General features: G+C 45.6%; 19 protein-coding genes. 5 read left to right on the top strand and 14 right to left on the bottom strand.

Annotation, left to right across the window (positions count from 1 at the left end):
- Nucleotides 1-39: 39 nt before the first annotated feature.
- From CUJ83_RS01160 to CUJ83_RS01135, 6 genes are all read right to left on the bottom strand, one after another.
- Nucleotides 40-576 (bottom strand): hypothetical protein, encoded by a 537-nt coding sequence (locus CUJ83_RS01160; protein ID WP_230739645.1) that lies wholly within the window; start codon nt 574-576, stop codon nt 40-42.
- 268 nt (nt 577-844) lie between these two features.
- Nucleotides 845-1,426 carry a DUF531 domain-containing protein gene (locus CUJ83_RS01155; RefSeq protein WP_230739643.1) on the bottom strand — a complete coding sequence of 194 codons (582 nt, stop codon included), beginning with the start codon at nt 1,424-1,426 and terminating at the stop codon, nt 845-847.
- 81 nt (nt 1,427-1,507) lie between these two features.
- Nucleotides 1,508-2,035 carry a peroxiredoxin family protein gene (locus CUJ83_RS01150; protein ID WP_230739641.1) on the bottom strand — a complete coding sequence of 176 codons (528 nt, stop codon included), beginning with the start codon at nt 2,033-2,035 and terminating at the stop codon, nt 1,508-1,510.
- A gap of 16 nt (nt 2,036-2,051) precedes the next feature.
- A complete protein-coding gene (locus CUJ83_RS01145) occupies nt 2,052-2,531 on the bottom strand; it encodes a peroxiredoxin family protein (RefSeq protein ID WP_230739639.1) in 480 nt (159 codons plus the stop codon).
- A gap of 101 nt (nt 2,532-2,632) precedes the next feature.
- Nucleotides 2,633-3,757: an SPFH domain-containing protein gene (locus tag CUJ83_RS01140; protein WP_230739637.1), complete on the bottom strand. Its 1,125-nt coding sequence runs from the start codon at nt 3,755-3,757 to the stop codon at nt 2,633-2,635.
- A gap of 2 nt (nt 3,758-3,759) precedes the next feature.
- Nucleotides 3,760-4,197 carry an NfeD family protein gene (locus CUJ83_RS01135; protein ID WP_230739635.1) on the bottom strand — a complete coding sequence of 146 codons (438 nt, stop codon included), beginning with the start codon at nt 4,195-4,197 and terminating at the stop codon, nt 3,760-3,762.
- 243 nt (nt 4,198-4,440) lie between these two features.
- Between CUJ83_RS01135 and CUJ83_RS01130 the strand changes: the two genes are divergently transcribed.
- Nucleotides 4,441-5,235: a hypothetical protein gene (locus tag CUJ83_RS01130; protein ID WP_230739633.1), complete on the top strand. Its 795-nt coding sequence runs from the start codon at nt 4,441-4,443 to the stop codon at nt 5,233-5,235.
- 24 nt (nt 5,236-5,259) lie between these two features.
- Here CUJ83_RS01130 and CUJ83_RS01125 read toward each other — a convergent pair whose 3' ends face one another.
- Genes CUJ83_RS01125 through map form a run of 3 tightly spaced genes read right to left on the bottom strand, consistent with a single transcriptional unit; the run spans nt 5,260 to nt 7,911 of the window.
- Nucleotides 5,260-6,048 (bottom strand): CRISPR-associated protein Cas4, encoded by a 789-nt coding sequence (locus tag CUJ83_RS01125; protein ID WP_230739631.1) that lies wholly within the window; start codon nt 6,046-6,048, stop codon nt 5,260-5,262.
- 40 nt (nt 6,049-6,088) lie between these two features.
- Nucleotides 6,089-7,009, bottom strand: a complete 921-nt coding sequence (locus tag CUJ83_RS01120) for a DNA polymerase subunit beta (protein ID WP_230739630.1) — start codon at nt 7,007-7,009, stop codon at nt 6,089-6,091.
- An 11-nt stretch (nt 7,010-7,020) separates the two neighbouring features.
- Nucleotides 7,021-7,911: a type II methionyl aminopeptidase gene (gene map, locus CUJ83_RS01115; RefSeq protein ID WP_230739628.1), complete on the bottom strand. Its 891-nt coding sequence runs from the start codon at nt 7,909-7,911 to the stop codon at nt 7,021-7,023.
- A gap of 185 nt (nt 7,912-8,096) precedes the next feature.
- Between map and CUJ83_RS01110 the strand changes: the two genes are divergently transcribed.
- A complete protein-coding gene (locus CUJ83_RS01110; RefSeq protein ID WP_230739626.1) occupies nt 8,097-8,435 on the top strand; it encodes a P-II family nitrogen regulator in 339 nt (112 codons plus the stop codon).
- A gap of 427 nt (nt 8,436-8,862) precedes the next feature.
- Here CUJ83_RS01110 and CUJ83_RS01105 read toward each other — a convergent pair whose 3' ends face one another.
- On the bottom strand, nt 8,863-9,456 hold the full coding sequence (locus CUJ83_RS01105; RefSeq protein ID WP_230739610.1) for an L-threonylcarbamoyladenylate synthase: 594 nt from the start codon (nt 9,454-9,456) through the stop codon (nt 8,863-8,865).
- Nucleotides 9,457-9,623: 167 nt separating this feature from the next.
- Between CUJ83_RS01105 and CUJ83_RS01100 the strand changes: the two genes are divergently transcribed.
- Nucleotides 9,624-9,989: a DUF356 domain-containing protein gene (locus tag CUJ83_RS01100; RefSeq protein ID WP_230739608.1), complete on the top strand. Its 366-nt coding sequence runs from the start codon at nt 9,624-9,626 to the stop codon at nt 9,987-9,989.
- A 321-nt stretch (nt 9,990-10,310) separates the two neighbouring features.
- On the opposite strand, the gene CUJ83_RS01095 is transcribed toward CUJ83_RS01100, so the two are convergent.
- Complete coding sequence (locus tag CUJ83_RS01095) at nt 10,311-11,552, bottom strand: proteasome-activating nucleotidase (protein ID WP_230739606.1); 1,242 nt, start codon at nt 11,550-11,552, stop codon at nt 10,311-10,313.
- A gap of 101 nt (nt 11,553-11,653) precedes the next feature.
- Here CUJ83_RS01095 and CUJ83_RS01090 point away from each other — a divergent pair, with 101 nt between their 5' ends.
- The gene (locus CUJ83_RS01090; protein ID WP_230739604.1) at nt 11,654-12,157 is read left to right on the top strand and encodes a multiprotein bridging factor aMBF1; all 504 of its coding nucleotides are present in this window, start codon (nt 11,654-11,656) and stop codon (nt 12,155-12,157) included.
- Nucleotides 12,158-12,564: 407 nt separating this feature from the next.
- On the opposite strand, the gene CUJ83_RS01085 is transcribed toward CUJ83_RS01090, so the two are convergent.
- Genes CUJ83_RS01085 through hisC form a run of 3 tightly spaced genes read right to left on the bottom strand, consistent with a single transcriptional unit; the run spans nt 12,565 to nt 14,797 of the window.
- A complete protein-coding gene (locus tag CUJ83_RS01085; protein ID WP_230739602.1) occupies nt 12,565-13,173 on the bottom strand; it encodes a CDP-alcohol phosphatidyltransferase family protein in 609 nt (202 codons plus the stop codon).
- 29 nt (nt 13,174-13,202) lie between these two features.
- A complete protein-coding gene (locus tag CUJ83_RS01080) occupies nt 13,203-13,709 on the bottom strand; it encodes an adenylate kinase family protein (protein ID WP_230739600.1) in 507 nt (168 codons plus the stop codon).
- Nucleotides 13,706-14,797, bottom strand: coding sequence for a histidinol-phosphate transaminase (gene hisC, locus CUJ83_RS01075; protein WP_230739598.1), 1,092 nt, complete (start codon nt 14,795-14,797; stop codon nt 13,706-13,708). Before hisC ends, CUJ83_RS01080 begins: the two co-directional genes overlap by 4 nt.
- Nucleotides 14,798-15,207: 410 nt before the next feature.
- On the opposite strand from hisC, the gene CUJ83_RS15845 reads away from it, so the two are divergent.
- On the top strand, nt 15,208-16,554 hold the full coding sequence (locus CUJ83_RS15845) for a phenylacetate--CoA ligase family protein (RefSeq protein ID WP_230739596.1): 1,347 nt from the start codon (nt 15,208-15,210) through the stop codon (nt 16,552-16,554).
- The last annotated feature ends 156 nt before the right edge of the window (nt 16,555-16,710 follow it).

The raw sequence follows: 16,710 nt of genomic DNA, 5'->3' as shown, positions 1-16,710 counted from the left end.
GCAGTGGTTCCAGATAAAACTATCGAAGCAATATACTTGTCAGCGCTTTATGCTTATCAGCGGTGTCAGGAATATGGAGAGGAATAAAGCCGGTTTGACCATGTCCTTCGCCCTGTCGTCAAAAATATCCCTTTCAATGGTATTACAGCGGTTATAGAATGCCTGCCCTGCAAAATATGCGTTTATCACTACGATCAGTGCCATTATGACAAAAGCGTTCGAGCCTATGCTGTTCATAAGTGTATACATGTCGGAACCGGGATTAAGGTTGATCGCGCATTCTATGGTCCTTATGGCCATAACATACACGAAAAGGTCCAGCTTAAGATAATAGAAGACCATCAGTGCCAGAGTGGTTATCCCGAGCCCTGCGGACAGGACGATATTTGCGCCAAGCGCATCGGGTATGACCGTATGCGTGATGCTGCCGTCCAGGCCCAGAGGGTTAACATATATGTTACAGATCTTCCCTCCGAACGCTGCCGTCATGATCCCGTGCCCCATCTCATGTATGGATACGAACAGGATATTTGACAGCCAGAGCGCAAATATCACGATAAAGAATTTTATAGCCAATGACCCGATATCGGCAGACCGCTCAAGGCCATAATTATCTGGTGGATAATCCGTAAATATACCTCCTCCCGTACCCCCCCAGATTTACCTGAAAGATTAATTTATACTAATTTATATGTTTTGTTACAATTTTGTAATAATATTGAATTATTAATAAAAATAAGTATATAATAACATAAAATGTCATTTAAGATTAATTTCATTAAAAATAATTAGAATATATATCAACGTGTAAAATATTCACTTTAAAAAAATATTTTCTTTTGTATCATTTCCTGTCGCTATGATCACTATAATATTGATTACCCGTCCTCATAGCTTTCTTTTTATATTCTGCAATGGTATAGAGCCTTGATGTCACGGCTCCTATGGCAGTACAGGTCTCAAGGGATATTGCTTTGCCGTCAGTGATGTCAAGATGATAAGGGGCCATCTCAAAATATTCTTTAGGCAATCCTTTGCGGCCGAGCCCTATCAGGATAAACAATGACCTGTTCTTTATCATCATATCCGCGATCTCATCAGATGACACTGCTTTTTTCCTGTCGGGATGCGATGATGTGACCACGAGCGAGCCGAACTGTGCCGGAAAGCCCTTTTTCGGTATATCGAATACGTAGAGCCTTTTTTCATCCTGCAGCTTTTGAAGGTAAGCGCCTGACTCGCCTATTGTCGTGTTGTCCTTTACAAAATCGACCAGTTCCTGCTTTTCAAAATCATACGGGAATCCCACTAAAGCCAGGTTGAACCCGAACGCATAAGCTATCGGGGCCCCTCTAGCTATTCCCCTGTAATGTATATCCAGAACTTTGATCTTATCATATGTATTGTAAAGGCCTAACGTTAACATCGACTCACCCGGCTTACAGTATTGATGCAGTCACATAAAATATAAAACTCTTTCTTTCCCGGACAAAAGGGCCTTCAGCCTTTAAACGTGCTCTGTCATTATCGGCGATACTATTCCCTGAAGCGCCGCAAGTATATCAGTATCCTCAGGCACGTCCTCCGGGTTGCTTGCCGTATAGATATACCGTATGATACCGCCTTTGTTGATGACGAATATTGCAGGACCAACGAGCTTATCATACTCGTTAAATATCCCGTACGTCTTTATGACGTCGCAGCCCTCGTCGCTGAGGATATGGAACGGCAGGTCCAGTTCCTTAACAAGCCTCTTGTTGAATCTCACGTTGCCGTAAGATACTGCGATTATGCGCCCCTCCCGGCTCTCGATCCTTTCCGCGTCATCTTTCAGGTATATTAAAAGTTCTCTCGTATGCCTGTCATCGACCGCTTTTATGAATACAAGGACTGCCTGCATGTCCTCTCTCCAGTCATGAAACGATACCTGGCTGCCATTTTCATTTTTTAGCTTAAAGTCGGGCGCCCTGTAGCCTATATTTGCCCTGTAGCCTTCCATGCCGGCCGTTTCTTCCGGAATATCCTTCTTATACATATATGATTCTCCGCTACTATTCGGAAATAACATCGCGAAGATGTTTTATCAGCTCGACGTTTGAAGGAACATCCTGCGGCACCTTGCCGACATACATATATCTTATGATCCCTTCCATGTCGATCAGGAATGCGGACGTCATCGCATTATCCATAATGTCGTCATAGACCCCGTACTGTCTTACGACCTCGAGCCCGGGATCGCACAGAAGCTTGAACGGTATGTCGTATCTCCCGCCGATGTTGAGCGTGTTCTCAATATTGTCCGGGCCGACTGCCAGGACTTCCGTATCCATGCCCCTGAAGGCGATGTAATCGTCCCTTAGCTGCGATAACCACTCCATACTATACTTATCCGACTGCCCTCTGTAAAATGCAAGAATGACATTCCTTTTTCCCTTATATTCCGATAATCCGATGTCCTCTCCGAGGCAATCTCTCAGGATAAAGCCAGGCGCTTTTTCTCCGACTTGCGGCCGGGATCCCATACGATACATTTCAGTCCACCATAGAGACTACACAGTATGACTTAAAAATAATAATCCGTGCAAAAAATAAAAAAGCCAGAGCAGAGAATTGCTCTGCTCGTATCTTCAGGTTATTTAAGATCTTCGATCTCGTTAATTCCTTCGACCTTCGGCATCTTCCTAACATCTTTTGCCGTTTTGGTCGTCTCTATGAGGTCTTTTTTCAGCTGTGACTCGATGCTCTGGACCTCTGATCTCAGCTCATCCGGGTTGGGTATCCTGCCGAGGACATCGTCCGGCTTTCCGACAAGCTTCTCAATATCTGTCTCTTTACCTATCTCAGACACAAATTCCTCGGAAGCTCCCAGGTACTTTGCGGACTGTTCGACAAGCTTGGATATCTCGAAGGGGAATATGATCTTCGTTGCCTGCCCGTTTGACATCTTGGCGAGAGTATCCAGGGAGAGCACTGTAAGAGCCTTTTTGTCCAGCGGCACTGCGCCTAATGAAAGAAGCCTTAATGCCTGAGACTGTCCCTGCATCTCCAGGATCTTTGAGACTCTCGAACCTTCTGCCTCAAGTATCTTTGATTGCCTGGTACCTTCGGCCTTCAGGATCATGGATTGTTTCGCGCCCTCCGCTTCAAGGATCGCAGAACGCTTGTTACCGTCTGCGAGCAATATTGCCGCACGCCTGCGTCTTTCGGCAGAGGTCTGCTCCTCCATTGCCGCCTTAACAGTACCGACCGGGTCCACCTCTCTTATCTCGACTGCCTCTACTTTCACTCCCCATCCGTCTGTGGCCTTGTCAAGGATGTCCCTTAGCTTGTTATTAATTACTTCCCTGTTGTATAGTATCTCATCGAGCTCCATGTCACCGATGATACTCCTGAGGGTCGTCTGGGCAAGGGCTATGGTCGCTATATGGTAGTTTGTGACCTCGAAGAACGCTTTTTCCGGGTCCACTACCTTGATATATACTATCGCATCGACGTTGGTCGGCGAGTTATCCTTGGTGATGACCTCCTGTTTCGGGATGTCCAGCACCTGTGTCCTGAGGTCCATCTTTATTACGTTACTGACCAGCGGAAGGACCCAGTTGAAACCCGGGTTTAACCTGCCTCTATACTGTCCGAGCAATATCCACAGGCCCTGCTGGTATGGCTGTATGATCCTGATGCCCGATATCAATATTATTATAATAACGGCCATCAGGAATATTGCCATCACTATTAAAAATGTATCAAATAATGCCATGATCATCTCTCCTTGCTGACGAACACATGTACGCCGGATGTCTTTGTCACGACCACATTTTCTCCTGAGGATATTTTGTAATCCGAAGTGGCGCTCCATATCTGCTCGTCTATCTTCACTTTTCCGTCTATCGTATTAGGCTCGACGTCCCTGATCACTTTGCCTTTTTTGCCTACCAGGGTGTCCATGCTTGTCGTGGAGGGTATCTGTCCCGGCGCGAGCCGCTTATAGAACGAGATCGTAATACCGCTTACAAATACTGTTATAAGTATTAACAGTATGATACCCAGAGGGCTTGTCACTAATCCGGGGGATATTATCAACAAACCTCCGATTATGACCAGTATGGTGCCCGGCACAACAATAAAGTAGCCTGGCATGAGCGCTTCAGCTATAAGCATCAGCGCACCGATCACTATTATCAATAGGCCTAATTCCATAACTATCTACCCATTATAATATGTGGCTATGATTATTTATTAATTCCTTATGCTACATATCAGCACTCTTATAGCCCTTTATTTTCCTAATAATTTCCACATCATTTATTATTAACAAAACTATACGTAGATAAACCTTAATAAACAGTAATAGCCGATAATTATAAGTTTAAATATACCATAATTTTCAAAGCCTTTATAATGTTATAAGATAATGATTAAAGACTAAGGGTAAGTCAGCATATGTCGCAATCATATATAATCTTCGGTAAAAAGTTGTTTGGCTACTCATTTTTACTGTTAGCTATAACTATTATGCTCACCGTGACCTCGGGCCAGGCCTCTTGTATGCAGGGCATACCTGTGATCCCTGACATATCTGCTGACGGCAACATGTCCGGCACAGGGCAGCCGGCGTTTTTACCGGTCCTGCTCGTGATCCAGGATACTATGTCTTCCCATGAAGAAGACCTTAAGGACAGGATCTTCGAGTATAAGATGGAAAAAGCCAGATCAGACTCACAAAAACAGGCGGGGCTGATCAACGAAAGGGCAAATGAGTTAAAGGAGAGCGCAAAGAAAAAAGAGGGACTCATAAACGCTCTTGTTCAGGAAAACAATAATGGCAGCATTTCAGGCGAACAGTTCACCCTGATGTTACAGGAGACCAATAAGAGCATTTTCAAGATCTCCCAGTCCTCGAATAAGCTTAAAGAGAACGTTAAGAGCCTGATGGATAAGAATAAGAACCTGACCATACCGGACCTTACGCCAATACTCTTAAATCTCGAGGGTACCGCGTCTTTCGCCCAAAACCTGTCGAAATCGGCCAATGACAAGATAATCGTAAAACTTGATAAGGACAAGGAAGAAAAAGACAAAGATAAAGCCGATAAGGTCAAGCCTGATAAGAAGGATGATAAGCTTAACGTCACCCTGGCGAACTTATCCGATTATAACCTGTCGGTCAAGCTGAACCTGCTTAGAAAATACTCCACCCTGGAGTATTTGCAGCCAAATGTCTCCGATCAGGGTTAGACATCAATTTAATCTTTAATATTTTCACAAATTTTTAAAAAGGCTGTCAAGGAACGATACTTTTACCTTGCAGGAAGAGCTATATTCGCAATTCGCACATTTTTTTCCCGTATTCTCAGAAGGCATATGCCCTTCCCTTATCTTTTTGACCTTGTTCCTTGCAGATATTACAGCTCTTATATCGTTATTTTTAATATCCGTGTACCTTATCGTCCATCCCCGGACATATTCAACCGCGCCCTGTCCTATTTCCTCGCCGCATCTTTCGGATAATAGTAACGCATAAGCTGCCAGCCTGACTCTGTCCGGGCCATATATGCCATTATCCGGAGGGGATGATGCGCTTACGACTACCGGTATCAACTTTCCATCGATATTCGATACCTTATCTATGACGCCTGAAATAGAAAGCCTGTCAGAAAATACCATGATCCTTTCAAAGCGGGGTATCAGTATACTCATTACACTTTCTCGCCCGTTTTTCTCGCACTCGTTTTTTAGGCCGGACGCTATATCCTCTATCCTTTCATATGCTTCAGTACGCACATTGCTTATAATATCCGGGTATCTGTCATAGATGACAGAGGCATCATCACATGCAGAATCTATCGCATTTCTTACGTTCTCAATATCGGTCGTTTGTAATACGTCCGGTAAATGGGATGATATGAGCCTGAACATCTCTGCGCGGATCTCTGCGGGTTTTATACCCGGATCCGAGACCCTTCTGAGCCTGAAATACAGGGCTCGAGGGCAATATAGCAGTCCTGTTATGTCAGATATTCGCACATACTTATTTTCAATTTTTTGCATATTATATGATATGCGTTAAGTTTAAAAAAGGTATCGGGGCTTATTGCCCCAGAAGAGTAAGAGACTTTATCCATTCGCCTTTTGGTTCTCTGGACGTGCCGACGACCAGTACTTTACCATCCGAGCTCTCTTCTACGCGGCCTCTTGCCTCGATCATTTCCCCCGCGAGTGCCTGTCCGGCATATGTATGCGTAAAGGACAGTACCCTGGAGATCTCCGGATTGTCTATCTCGTATATCGCCGGGCTATCAAATGCGAAATCCGAGTTTGTCACGGTGGCGGTGATCGTGGCGGTGCCAAGGTCGTTTCCTATGGGTATCCTTGGTCCGATCTGATCCCAGTCCCTTACGAATAAAAGGTCTGTCAGGGCACCGTTTAACAGGCACCTGTTGCCTTTGCGTTTCTCGTGGACATAAAACTCGTCAAAGCTCAATTCCGGCTTTCTCTTATTATAGATCTTTTTCCATCCTTCCGCGTCTATGCCTTCGATCCGGCCTTCATCTATGGCCTTTTTTAGAAGATCCCTGGCTTTGAACCAGCTTTTTCCGTAGACAAGGAAATCAACGTCGGAAGTATCCGCTCCCAGCCCCACGAGCTTAGAGCCTGTTATCCCCATATCGCAAAGTTCGATCCCCGGTAAAGCGTTTACCATCTTTTTAACTCTCTCGTCGGTCTTAATGATGTTCATAAGGCCATCATGTGGCTTGTAGTGGGTCGTGACATCCTCGTGCGGGACTACCATCACTCCCTTCACATACTCAGGCTTTTCCCTTTTCATGAATTCGTAGGCCTCATCAAAACCCATCTTTTTATACCTGATGCCATCCTTCTCCCGCTCTCCGTCAGGGGACGGCACATATCTCAACAGGCACCTGATACCTTCTTCATCATAATAATCGACTACTGAAAATAACCAGTGTTCTCGTGTCTCAATAAAATCTCTCAGTCTGACACTAAACATGATAACACCCTTTATGTTATTACTCTGCATCCCTCGCTTTCAACGATCACTGTATGTTCTGACTGTGCGACTATCTTTCGGTCGGAGGAAATAAGTACCGGGTAACTTCGTACCGATGCCGACCTCACTAACCCTTCCAGCCCGGATACGTTCGACAGCCAGCGTTCTGCGAATGGCAGGCTACCGAATTTTTTTGAGATCTCTTTTAACAGTTCTCTTTCTTCCTCTGTCGCAGGATATATCGGATTTTCCCTTATCATCTGATAGATATTGCCGCCTGCCTTCCGGACTATTTTTCCCGTACCGGCCGTTATGAAAGGCTCTATCGCTAAAACATCGCCTTCACGTACCTTTCCCTTCTTATTATCATCATAGTTAGGTATTGTCACTCCGCCGTGAAGGGCATATCGTGTCAGGTTATGGCCGAAAAGCTCCTTTAATACGTTGTACCCTTCCGATGCCGCCGTATCATGTATGATACGCCCTATGTCGCATGTATAAACGCCCGGCTTTATCGACTTCAGAGCTTCATCAAGCGTTTTTTCTACTACGCGGATGAAATCGGAGTTTTCATCGGTTTCTACCTCCATGGTAAACGCCGAGTCGGCTATATACCCGTCGACATATGCGCCAATGTCTATCTTCACAATATCTCCTCGAGAAAATTTCCATTTATCGCTATTTGATGGAGTGTAATGTGATGCGATCTCGTTTATGGAAATATTGCAGGGAAAGGCCGGGGTCCCTCCGCATGCCCTGATCTCGCCCTCGACCAGCTCCGCTATGTCAAGCAGCTTTACGCCATCCTTGATCTGGCCGTAAAGCTTTCTTTTAATATCTTTAAGGATATTGCCCGCCTCTTCGTAAGACCGAAGGGCTTCTTCTGGCAGGTTTACGTGCATCTTATCAGGCCGGGAATAAATATTGTATTCAGGTAATATAAATAGTAGCGGAAATCGGCTTCATCAATAAAACGTTATGATTATATACTATCGTGAAAAACCTTTGTATCCTTAGGGACATGAAATGATCGTCTGTATAAAGGGATTTTATCATCATTTCAAATAAGTATCCGAGAATGATTGCAATGAAAAAGATCGAAGCTATAATCCGGCCAGGGGTGTTCGAGCGTGTTAAAATGGCCCTTGAAAGCGAAAATTTCCTGGGAATGACTGTTACTGACATCAAGGGAAGGGGAAGACAGAAAGGGGTAACGCAACAGTGGAGAGGGAGCGAGTACAGGGTTGACATGCTTCCGAAAATAAAGATCGAGCTTGTAGTTAAAGACGATGAAGTTGAAAAGGTAATTTCCGTGATACTGGAATCGGCACACACCGGTAATGTTGGGGATGGAAAGATATTTGTCATACCCGTAGAGGAATCCATCCGCATCAGGACCGGAGAACGAGGCGATATAGCTATCTAGGTCTATCTTTTTTACCTGTCCATTTTTCGTGAAATTTGTACTTTAAAGGCTTCCGTGACCCTATGGATATTAATATACAAAAGGATCACGAAATCTTTTATGAGCGGGTTCTTATTCGGGTTTTAAGGATGAGAAAACGTATGGTACTACCCCGATCATTTAAAAATTTTTATGTTTCCGTGTTTTTGTGAGGTTAGTTGTCTACCTGCCATCCGAAAAGAACAACACAAAAGACATCATCTCAAAAAAGCCGAAGAACAAATGTATTTATGGTCTGCTTTTTTGAAGGGATATTATCTGCCCGGATATTTCATGACCGTCAAAAAGTTTTTCATGGGACAGCACAAACTTATTTATTAGAAAAAATTTGGGTATTTTAAATTTTCCTCTTATCTCTGCTTATAAAAATAAATTTTATTTTTGGGGTCTACTCCTCTGTCGCACATCCGCAGCCATACATATACCTGCGGACTTCCTCATACTGGACTCCCTTTCTCACGATCCTGTACTCATGCAGATCCACGATAGTGGAAGGGCCGCTATACTTTGATCTTCCGCCGTCCAGGATATAATCAACATCGACGGTTATCTCGTCTGCTGAGACCGTGTCTTTTTCACCATGGATGTTGGCGCTTGTAGAGACTATCGGGCCGGTCCTTCTTATCAGGTCAATTGCCACCGGATGGTCCGGGAATCTTATTCCGACATATCCGGAGCCGGAGGTCAGTATGTCCGGAAGCACATCTCTTTTTTTAAGTATGACTGTCACAGGGCCCGGAAGGAACTTTTCTATAAAGTCTTTACATTCAATGCGCGCGACACTGTCTAACATGTCTATGCTTGATACCGCAATAGACAGGGGCTGTGATAACGGTCTTTTCTTGATCTCAAAAACCTTTTTAATGGCATTTTCATCGGTCGCCAGTGCTCCTATGCCATACACCGTCTCGGTCGGATAAGCTATTACGCCTCCCTTTTTGATTATCGTAGCAGCAAGTTCGATGTCTTTTCCGGTATTCATACATTTATAATTGTATCCTGCAGATAAATAAAGATGCGTTATCCGGTAAAGATCGCTACAACATACATTGCGGGCAATAAATCCGTATACGATATTTACCCTGTCAATAGATATGTTTATTATGTCCTATTACTATACAATTTATGCTTTTAGAGCAAGGGATAAAAATGGAATCATTTGCTGTTATTAGGGCTGATGACCCGGCGAAGTTAAACACTGCGCTATCGGATCTACAGAGGCACGGCGGACTGACATTCACCTCATCCCCAAAAGAGTTGAGACCGGATTCAGCGGATAGGATATTGATGAATGTCATGAAGGTACCTCTTAAAAAACAATGCAAAGCTGCGGCTATCGTAGCTTTAAGCGATGATCCGGGCGTCGCTATAGACGTACTTGGCAGGATCCATCCGCCGGCGCATGTCATCATCGTTAGCTCGAGACACGACATATATGCTAAGATAAACGAGTGTCTCCAGGGTCTGCCGGAAATTAAGGATTATATGGCTCCAGTGATCCAAAAAAGAGCCTGATAAAATAATTGTCTGCCGGGTATAAACCTTAATGACATTTAGAGCAAATGCTATCCTTATAATTTAATACTCTTATTTTTGGTTCTTTTATTGCTTTTGTGTGCTCCCATGAAAACCTTCTGGATGATCTAGAAAAACCCGGCATATTATATCCTTCAGACCGGCGCAGGATAAATTCATTTTGTTCTTCGGCTTTTTTGGGGTGATGTTTTTTGTCTACCTGCCATCCTGATGGAGCAACACAAAGAGCATCATCTTAAAAAGCATGGGACCAAATAATAAAAATTTGTAAAAAAGAAGGAAAAATATTTCAGGCTGCGATCATGCGAACATGACCGCGCCGCCCGTCTCGCCTTCTGCCTTCTGCCGCTCTCCAAGTACTTTTGCAACAGCAGAATTAAAGTCAGTCGAATTGACGATATCCCTTTCAGCCCTGATAGCGAACATGCCTGCTTCCATGACTACTGCCGACAGGTCCGCCCCGCTCGAATTCTCGGCGATCATGGCGATGCGCCTTAGGTCGACATCCTCCGCAAGGTTCATCTTTCTCGTATGGATCTTCAGGATCTCCAGCCTTGCATCCGCGTTAGGCATGGGCACCTTTATCATACGGTCAAACCTTCCGGGCCTCATTAACGCCGGGTCTAGTATGTCGGGCCTGTTGGTGGCCGCAAGTATCCTCACGTTGCCTCTCGGGTCGAAACCGTCCATCTCCGCAAGCAACTGGACCAGTGTGCGCTGGACCTCTCTATCCCCGGAAGTGATACTATCCAGCCTCTTTGCTCCGATGGAGTCTATCTCATCTATGAATATGATCGACGGGGACTTTTCCTTCGCCATCTCAAAGAGTTCCCTTACCATACGTGCGCCTTCGCCGATATATTTCTGTACAAGCTCGGAGCCTATTATGCGTATGAAAGAGGCTTTTGTGCGGTTTGCCACGGCCTTGGCCAGGAGAGTCTTACCCGTGCCGGGAGGCCCGTAGAGCAGTACGCCCTTTGGCGGGTCGATACCGATTTTCTCGAACAGGTCGGGTTTTAACAGAGGCAGCTCCACTGTCTCCTTAAGCTCGTTTATCTGTTCTTCCAGCCCTCCGATGCTGCCATAGTCGACATCCGGGGCGTCAATGACCTCCATTCCCAGTACGGTCGGATCCTTGACCGTAGGCAACACTTCTATCACTGCAAGAGACTGCTGGTTCAATGCGACCTTAGCCCCCGGATAAACATCTTTTGAGTTTATGAACTGGGAAGAGTTGACAACGAACTTCGGCCCAGTCGAGGACTTTATTATCATCTTGCCATTACCCATGACGTCCAGTACAGTGCCGACTATCAATGGCGGCGTTTTGAGCCGGTCGAGCTCAGAAGTAAGCTTTCGGATCTCACGCTCATACTGTACTTTCTTATTCTCTACTGACTTTTTTTCAAGCTCGATCTTCCTGAACTCCTCTTTCAGGCGAACGTTACGTTCTTCGAGTTGTTTTACCCTGTCAAGTAGATACTTTGAAAAGTCGCTTATGGGTACATCTCCGGATATTTCTACGCCCGAGCCGTCTGCCATATGAATCAATTAATTAGTTATTTTTCTTGGTATATATGCTTATCTTATGGACTTATCGGAAAATTTATCCATAAAAACATGTCACTAATACACAGATACGTATGCAATGTGAAATATGCGGAGCACAAATTTCCGGGAGATCCCACCGTATACTCGTGGATAGAGCGGAACTTGAGGTCTGTGAAAAATGTAAGAGTTTCGGGAAAGAGGTGGAGAGGCGCGTGCCTCCGACATCTCTGCGCAGGGGCGCAACCGCTCCTTCTGAATCCAGCACTCAGCCCATAACCCGCAGGGCAAGACGAGATATTTTTGACAAGATGAAAGACGAACTGGTAGAGGATTATCCGGATGTGATCAAAGATGCGAGGGAATCCAGGCACATGTCACAGGAAGAGCTTGCAAGCAAGATCCAGGAAAAGGTGAACATCATCAGGAAACTTGAGAGGGGCGAACTCATGCCGGAGGACGCTTTGATCAAGAAGCTTGAGGCCGCTCTTGATATCAAGCTTACCGAGGGCGTCGAAGATTCGGAACCTTCTCAGAGGAGGGCGGACAGCAAGACCCTTACGCTCGGAGATCTCATAAAGATAAAGAAAAATAAGTAAACAGGGTCACGCCTGTTTACTATTAATTTATGCCCGGGGAACGCTGTATAAGCCAATAGTGTTCTGGATTTATCTCCTGCCGGTCATTACTCTGTCATGGTCGTAGATGACGTCGAAAGAGGTATCTATGAATCCTTTTCCGGCTTTTCAGGTTAATAATGTCCGCTATTGGAACGGAAAAGCTTTATAAACGAGATTTTGCCGGAACAAAGGGTTTTTTATTTTACGTTTATTATAAAAATAAGTATATCGTGCTAATTTTGGTCAGGTAGCGATTATGGCCTGACAAATATGATAAAGAGACTCTCAAAATTTTGTGATTCTGTGAAATCCGTGAAATCCGTGTCTACCTGCATCATTAAAAATAAACTAAAAGATCAAGAGATCAGAAGAACCTTTATGTATGCTCACTTATTTTTCGGGCTTTCATTAAGGGATCTTCCTGTATACCAGATCCTCTGGATAGCCGTGAAGTGGCTTGCTATGCCGATCACAATAAGCGCCCATCCAAGGGCCGAATAACTGATGCCGCCGGCCCCGATCTGCAGCGGATAGGCGATCTGGATGCAGGTAGCCAGCATAATAATGACCATCCTGTCGGCTCTTCCCATGAGCCCTCCATAGACACGACCTATACCGACCGCCTGTGCCTGCGTACCGAGATAACTGGCCAGCAGTACGCCGATGATCACGATGGCTCCGATGCCTTCCGATACATATCCCCCGAAAAATATCCCGCTGATGATAAATACATCCGCATACCTGTCGATGACGTGGTCGAGAAAATCGCCGTACTTCGACGCACATCCCATCCTTCTTGCAAGGGCCCCGTCTATGCCGTCAAGGAACGAGTTCAGCAGAACGAACACCAGGGCCGCTAAAAGGATAACTATGTTCGTTACTGAAAAGTAATAGGATATACCGGCAAACAATGCGAATACCAAAGATAGTAACGATAATGTATTGGGCGACACCTTATGGTCGTTAAAAACGTTCACGAAGGGGTCGGTAACCATCACCAGTATCGGCCTGAGGGAATCGAGCGTCAGAAGAATGCCTCCTCACTGAAATCAACACTGCCAACCTTATATTTATCAGTGCCCCTGATTATCTCAAGCACTGCTTCCCTGACATCCATCGGTGTCATATTGGTCGTATCGATTTCATAAACTTTTTCATTTAAGGATAAAGCTTCCACCAGGATCACGTCGAGGGCTTCGGCCTCTATGTTCTCCCTTATCTTGGCCTCTGTCCAGCCTCGCTCCGCAAGCCTCTTTTTAAGAGCCTTCGGTGAAGCCCTTAGAACGATCACCATATCAACCGGAAGGAGGTGGGATATATGCCCCTCCAGAATGATGTCCCCTTTCAAGCCGTCTACGTATTCTGACAGCCTGTCCACGTCGGCGATAAGGGCACCTCCCCTCTCTTCGTCCGCGCCAAGGTTATATCCGGCTTTTATCAGGTCGTTGATACGGATGACCTGATAATCATCCACAGAGCCGGATACTGTAGATTTTCCCGTGCCTGGCGTACCTGTTATGGCTATTTTCATGCTTTATCACGGATCTCTCTCAATGCTGCGATGACGCGCTCGTTCTCTTCCTTTGTGCCGACAGTGATACGGACGAACGTATCGCCCAGCCCGCGGAAGGATGCACAGTCCCTTAAGATTATGCCTCTTTTCATGCATTCGTCCACGACGTATCCTGACTTCAGGGGGGATGTGTCGATGAGTATGAAGTTAGCCTCCGAAGGCAGCGCCTTGAACGGCAGGTCTTTCATCAGTTGTTCTCTGCCGCGAATGATCGTCTCTACTGACTTTCTATAGTGCTCGCCGTCATTTAATGCGGCGATAGCCGCGGATATTGAAATGTTGCTCAGGTTGAAAGGCGTCGCGACCTTCATGTACTGGCTGAAGATCCATTCCGGTATGAACGCATAGCCTATCCTGAGCCCCGCAAGCCCCCATGCCTTGGACATCGTGTGCCCGACGATGACATTATCGTATTTCCTGACAAGGTCTATGGCGCTTGAGCCCGCGAAGTCGATATATGCCTCATCGACGAACACAAGGCTGTCGACCGATTCTGCGATCTTTTTTATATCCTCTATTGGCGTGATATTGCCTGTGGGATTATTGGGCGAAGTTATGAATATGAACCTTGTACGCTCTCCGGCCTTTGCGATGATGTCGTCAGTGTCGATGCTGTAGTCATGCTTCCGCTTTGAGTATACGGGCACGGCACTGCAGAACCTGGTGACGTTCTCATAATAGCTGAACGTCGGCAGCGGTATGACCGACTCGTCATCCTTATCCAGGAACGTCCTCAGCAGCGTCTCTATAACGCCGTCCATGCCTGCCCCTACGACGACATTCTTTATCGGCATATTATAGCGCCGGGAGATCTCTTCCCTTAGCTCGACGCCGTCCACGCTGGGATAGATATGTACGTTCGCTGCTGCTTCCTTTATCGCATCGACCGCCTTAGGGCTCGGCCCCATACAGTTTTCGTTAGATGCCAGTTTAATGATGCTGTTTGGGTCCAGGCCGTAGGACCTGGCTGCTTCCTCTATGCTTTTTCCAGCAACGTACTCTTTCATCTCCATTATGGACTGTTTTACCTTTATCAAGTGTCTCACCAGTATATTTAGCGTATTTTAGGGCAATATCCGAAAAGACTTCTTTATTTAAAGAATTTACTATTATCGGGCAAAATATGGGCTGAAAAGCTTTATGCATTATATCCAAAATTCGTCCGGTTTTATTACCGGATACGATGGTGATAACGTTGATCAGGAATGCTGTACCGGGCAGATGTGTTTTCATCCCAAAGGCTCAAAGCATAACTCAAAGATCTCAAAGATTTTTAAAAAAACGCTGAGCCTTTGGGATGAAAATGCATCATGTCCGTGTACTGCTATCACATACCCCCATATACTACTATTATGGCAATGATACCGGCACTATTTTAACCGCTTTCTTTTTATCTATTCCAGCCTATTGTATCTAGATAAAAACATATATTGACTTCTTATGTTAAAGCCTAAGAGTGCATGAGGATGTCCTGATGGTGCGTTACTGGAACCCTGATATGGAAAAGCTCGATCAAAAAAGCATCGTAGAGCTGCAGAACCGTAAGCTGAGGGCGATGATGAGGGTGCAGATCTCAGCTCATCACGCGCATTACCGGGGAATGCTCGAGGATCAGGGCATCGACGTAAGTGACATCGCAGGAGTCGAAGATCTGCATCTCCTGCCGTTCACGACCCAGGATGACGTGGCAAAGGACCCGTCCTCATTCGTCCTTACGCCATCGGAAAGCCAGACAAAAGGCTCCGGGTCACTTACTTCGAGGATGCAATATTTCTTTTATGATACCATGCTCGACAACCCCCGGGTGACCAGGAAAATGATCGATGAATATCATCCCATAATGATGTTCGAGACCAGGGGGACGATGACTTCACCGTATTATATCTATCTCACAGGCTATGACGTGGACATCTTTAAAGAGCTTTGCGGAAGAGGGGCGATGTGTGCCGGGCTGACTCAGAATGACCGGTATCAGAACACATATCCTTACGGGCAATACCTGGATTTTTGGCAGGCATATTATTCCACGTCAATATCCATGAGAGTATGCTCTATGTCTACGGGCCAGCAGGACCCTGTAGCCGAACTTGAGGCAGCAAGGCGTTTCAAGACAACAGTCGTAGCCGGCAGCCCGTTCAATGTTTACTATTTTGCCAGGGAGGCTGCGAGATCAAAGGCGGAGATCGGTAGTATCCGCAAGATAATCCTGTCGGGATACGCTATTGATAGCGACCTAAAGGAAAAGATAAGGGGATATTTTTCCGAAGCCGGCGCGAACCCGGAAATGCTTGAGATGTATTCCCTTACCGAGTGCAAACACCCGTTACCGGAATGCGCGGAGGGCTCAGGCTTTCACTCATATCCGGATGTGCTCGTATGGGAATGTGTTGATGAAAAGACCGGCGAGGTAGTTGGGCCGGGAGAGCGCGGTGAGCTGGTCTTCACTTGTATCGACGGCAGAGGATTGACGTTCTTGAGGTATAGGACGGGAGATGTTGCAGGGGGCGGCATAGTATATGACACCTGTAATATTTGCGGAAGGACCGTGCCCCGTATAATCGGCCCTATTAAAAAAGCCGCCGGCACAGATATCATTCCTGACATTCGTATGATATCCCGGAAACTCCTTGACGTAGAAGGTGTATACTGTGCCTTCGCCACAAAGATGGCCGGAGATACTTCCCGTATCCTGATAAAGGCAATGCCTGACGGGACAATAACGGATGAAAAAGTAAAAGAGAATATCATAAAATCATGCGGATCAAAATATTCGCCGGCAATAAGGCTGGAAAAATATCTTTGATCGCCGGCCATGATGATCGAGTTTTTATGGTACTGCGCCAGCTTTATCAGTGTTTGATTCAGTGTCCCAAATTAAGCTAACAATATAAAAAGAAAAGTATAGGGAAAATGCTATATTAGAGTTAGACATTATTACTATAAGGCAAAACAAAGTTTC

The sequence above is a fragment of the Methanooceanicella nereidis genome (assembly GCF_021023085.1).
GTDB lineage: Archaea > Halobacteriota > Methanocellia > Methanocellales > Methanocellaceae > Methanooceanicella > Methanooceanicella nereidis.
Note: the sequence above shows the minus strand (reverse complement) of the source record. Positions and strands in the feature narration are given on the sequence as shown.

Bases quoted from the DNA above. Each gene is read 5' to 3' on its own strand.
- CUJ83_RS01155 (WP_230739643.1), bottom strand. From the start codon at position 1,426: ATGTTAACGTTAGGCCTTTACAATACATATGATAAGATCAAAGTTCTG.
- CUJ83_RS01150 (WP_230739641.1), bottom strand. From the start codon at position 2,035: ATGTATAAGAAGGATATTCCGGAAGAAACGGCCGGCATGGAAGGCTAC.
- CUJ83_RS01145 (WP_230739639.1), bottom strand. From the start codon at position 2,531: ATGTATCGTATGGGATCCCGGCCGCAAGTCGGAGAAAAAGCGCCTGGC.
- CUJ83_RS01140 (WP_230739637.1), bottom strand. From the start codon at position 3,757: ATGGCATTATTTGATACATTTTTAATAGTGATGGCAATATTCCTGATG.
- CUJ83_RS01135 (WP_230739635.1), bottom strand. From the start codon at position 4,197: ATGGAATTAGGCCTATTGATAATAGTGATCGGTGCGCTGATGCTTATA.
- CUJ83_RS01130 (WP_230739633.1), top strand. From the start codon at position 4,441: ATGTCGCAATCATATATAATCTTCGGTAAAAAGTTGTTTGGCTACTCA.
- CUJ83_RS01125 (WP_230739631.1), bottom strand. From the start codon at position 6,048: ATGCAAAAAATTGAAAATAAGTATGTGCGAATATCTGACATAACAGGA.
- CUJ83_RS01120 (WP_230739630.1), bottom strand. From the start codon at position 7,009: ATGTTTAGTGTCAGACTGAGAGATTTTATTGAGACACGAGAACACTGG.
- map (WP_230739628.1), bottom strand. From the start codon at position 7,911: ATGCACGTAAACCTGCCAGAAGAAGCCCTTCGGTCTTACGAAGAGGCG.
- CUJ83_RS01110 (WP_230739626.1), top strand. From the start codon at position 8,097: ATGAAAAAGATCGAAGCTATAATCCGGCCAGGGGTGTTCGAGCGTGTT.
- CUJ83_RS01105 (WP_230739610.1), bottom strand. From the start codon at position 9,456: ATGAATACCGGAAAAGACATCGAACTTGCTGCTACGATAATCAAAAAG.
- CUJ83_RS01100 (WP_230739608.1), top strand. From the start codon at position 9,624: ATGGAATCATTTGCTGTTATTAGGGCTGATGACCCGGCGAAGTTAAAC.
- CUJ83_RS01095 (WP_230739606.1), bottom strand. From the start codon at position 11,552: ATGGCAGACGGCTCGGGCGTAGAAATATCCGGAGATGTACCCATAAGC.
- CUJ83_RS01090 (WP_230739604.1), top strand. From the start codon at position 11,654: ATGCAATGTGAAATATGCGGAGCACAAATTTCCGGGAGATCCCACCGT.
- CUJ83_RS01085 (WP_230739602.1), bottom strand. From the start codon at position 13,173: ATGGTTACCGACCCCTTCGTGAACGTTTTTAACGACCATAAGGTGTCG.
- CUJ83_RS01080 (WP_230739600.1), bottom strand. From the start codon at position 13,709: ATGAAAATAGCCATAACAGGTACGCCAGGCACGGGAAAATCTACAGTA.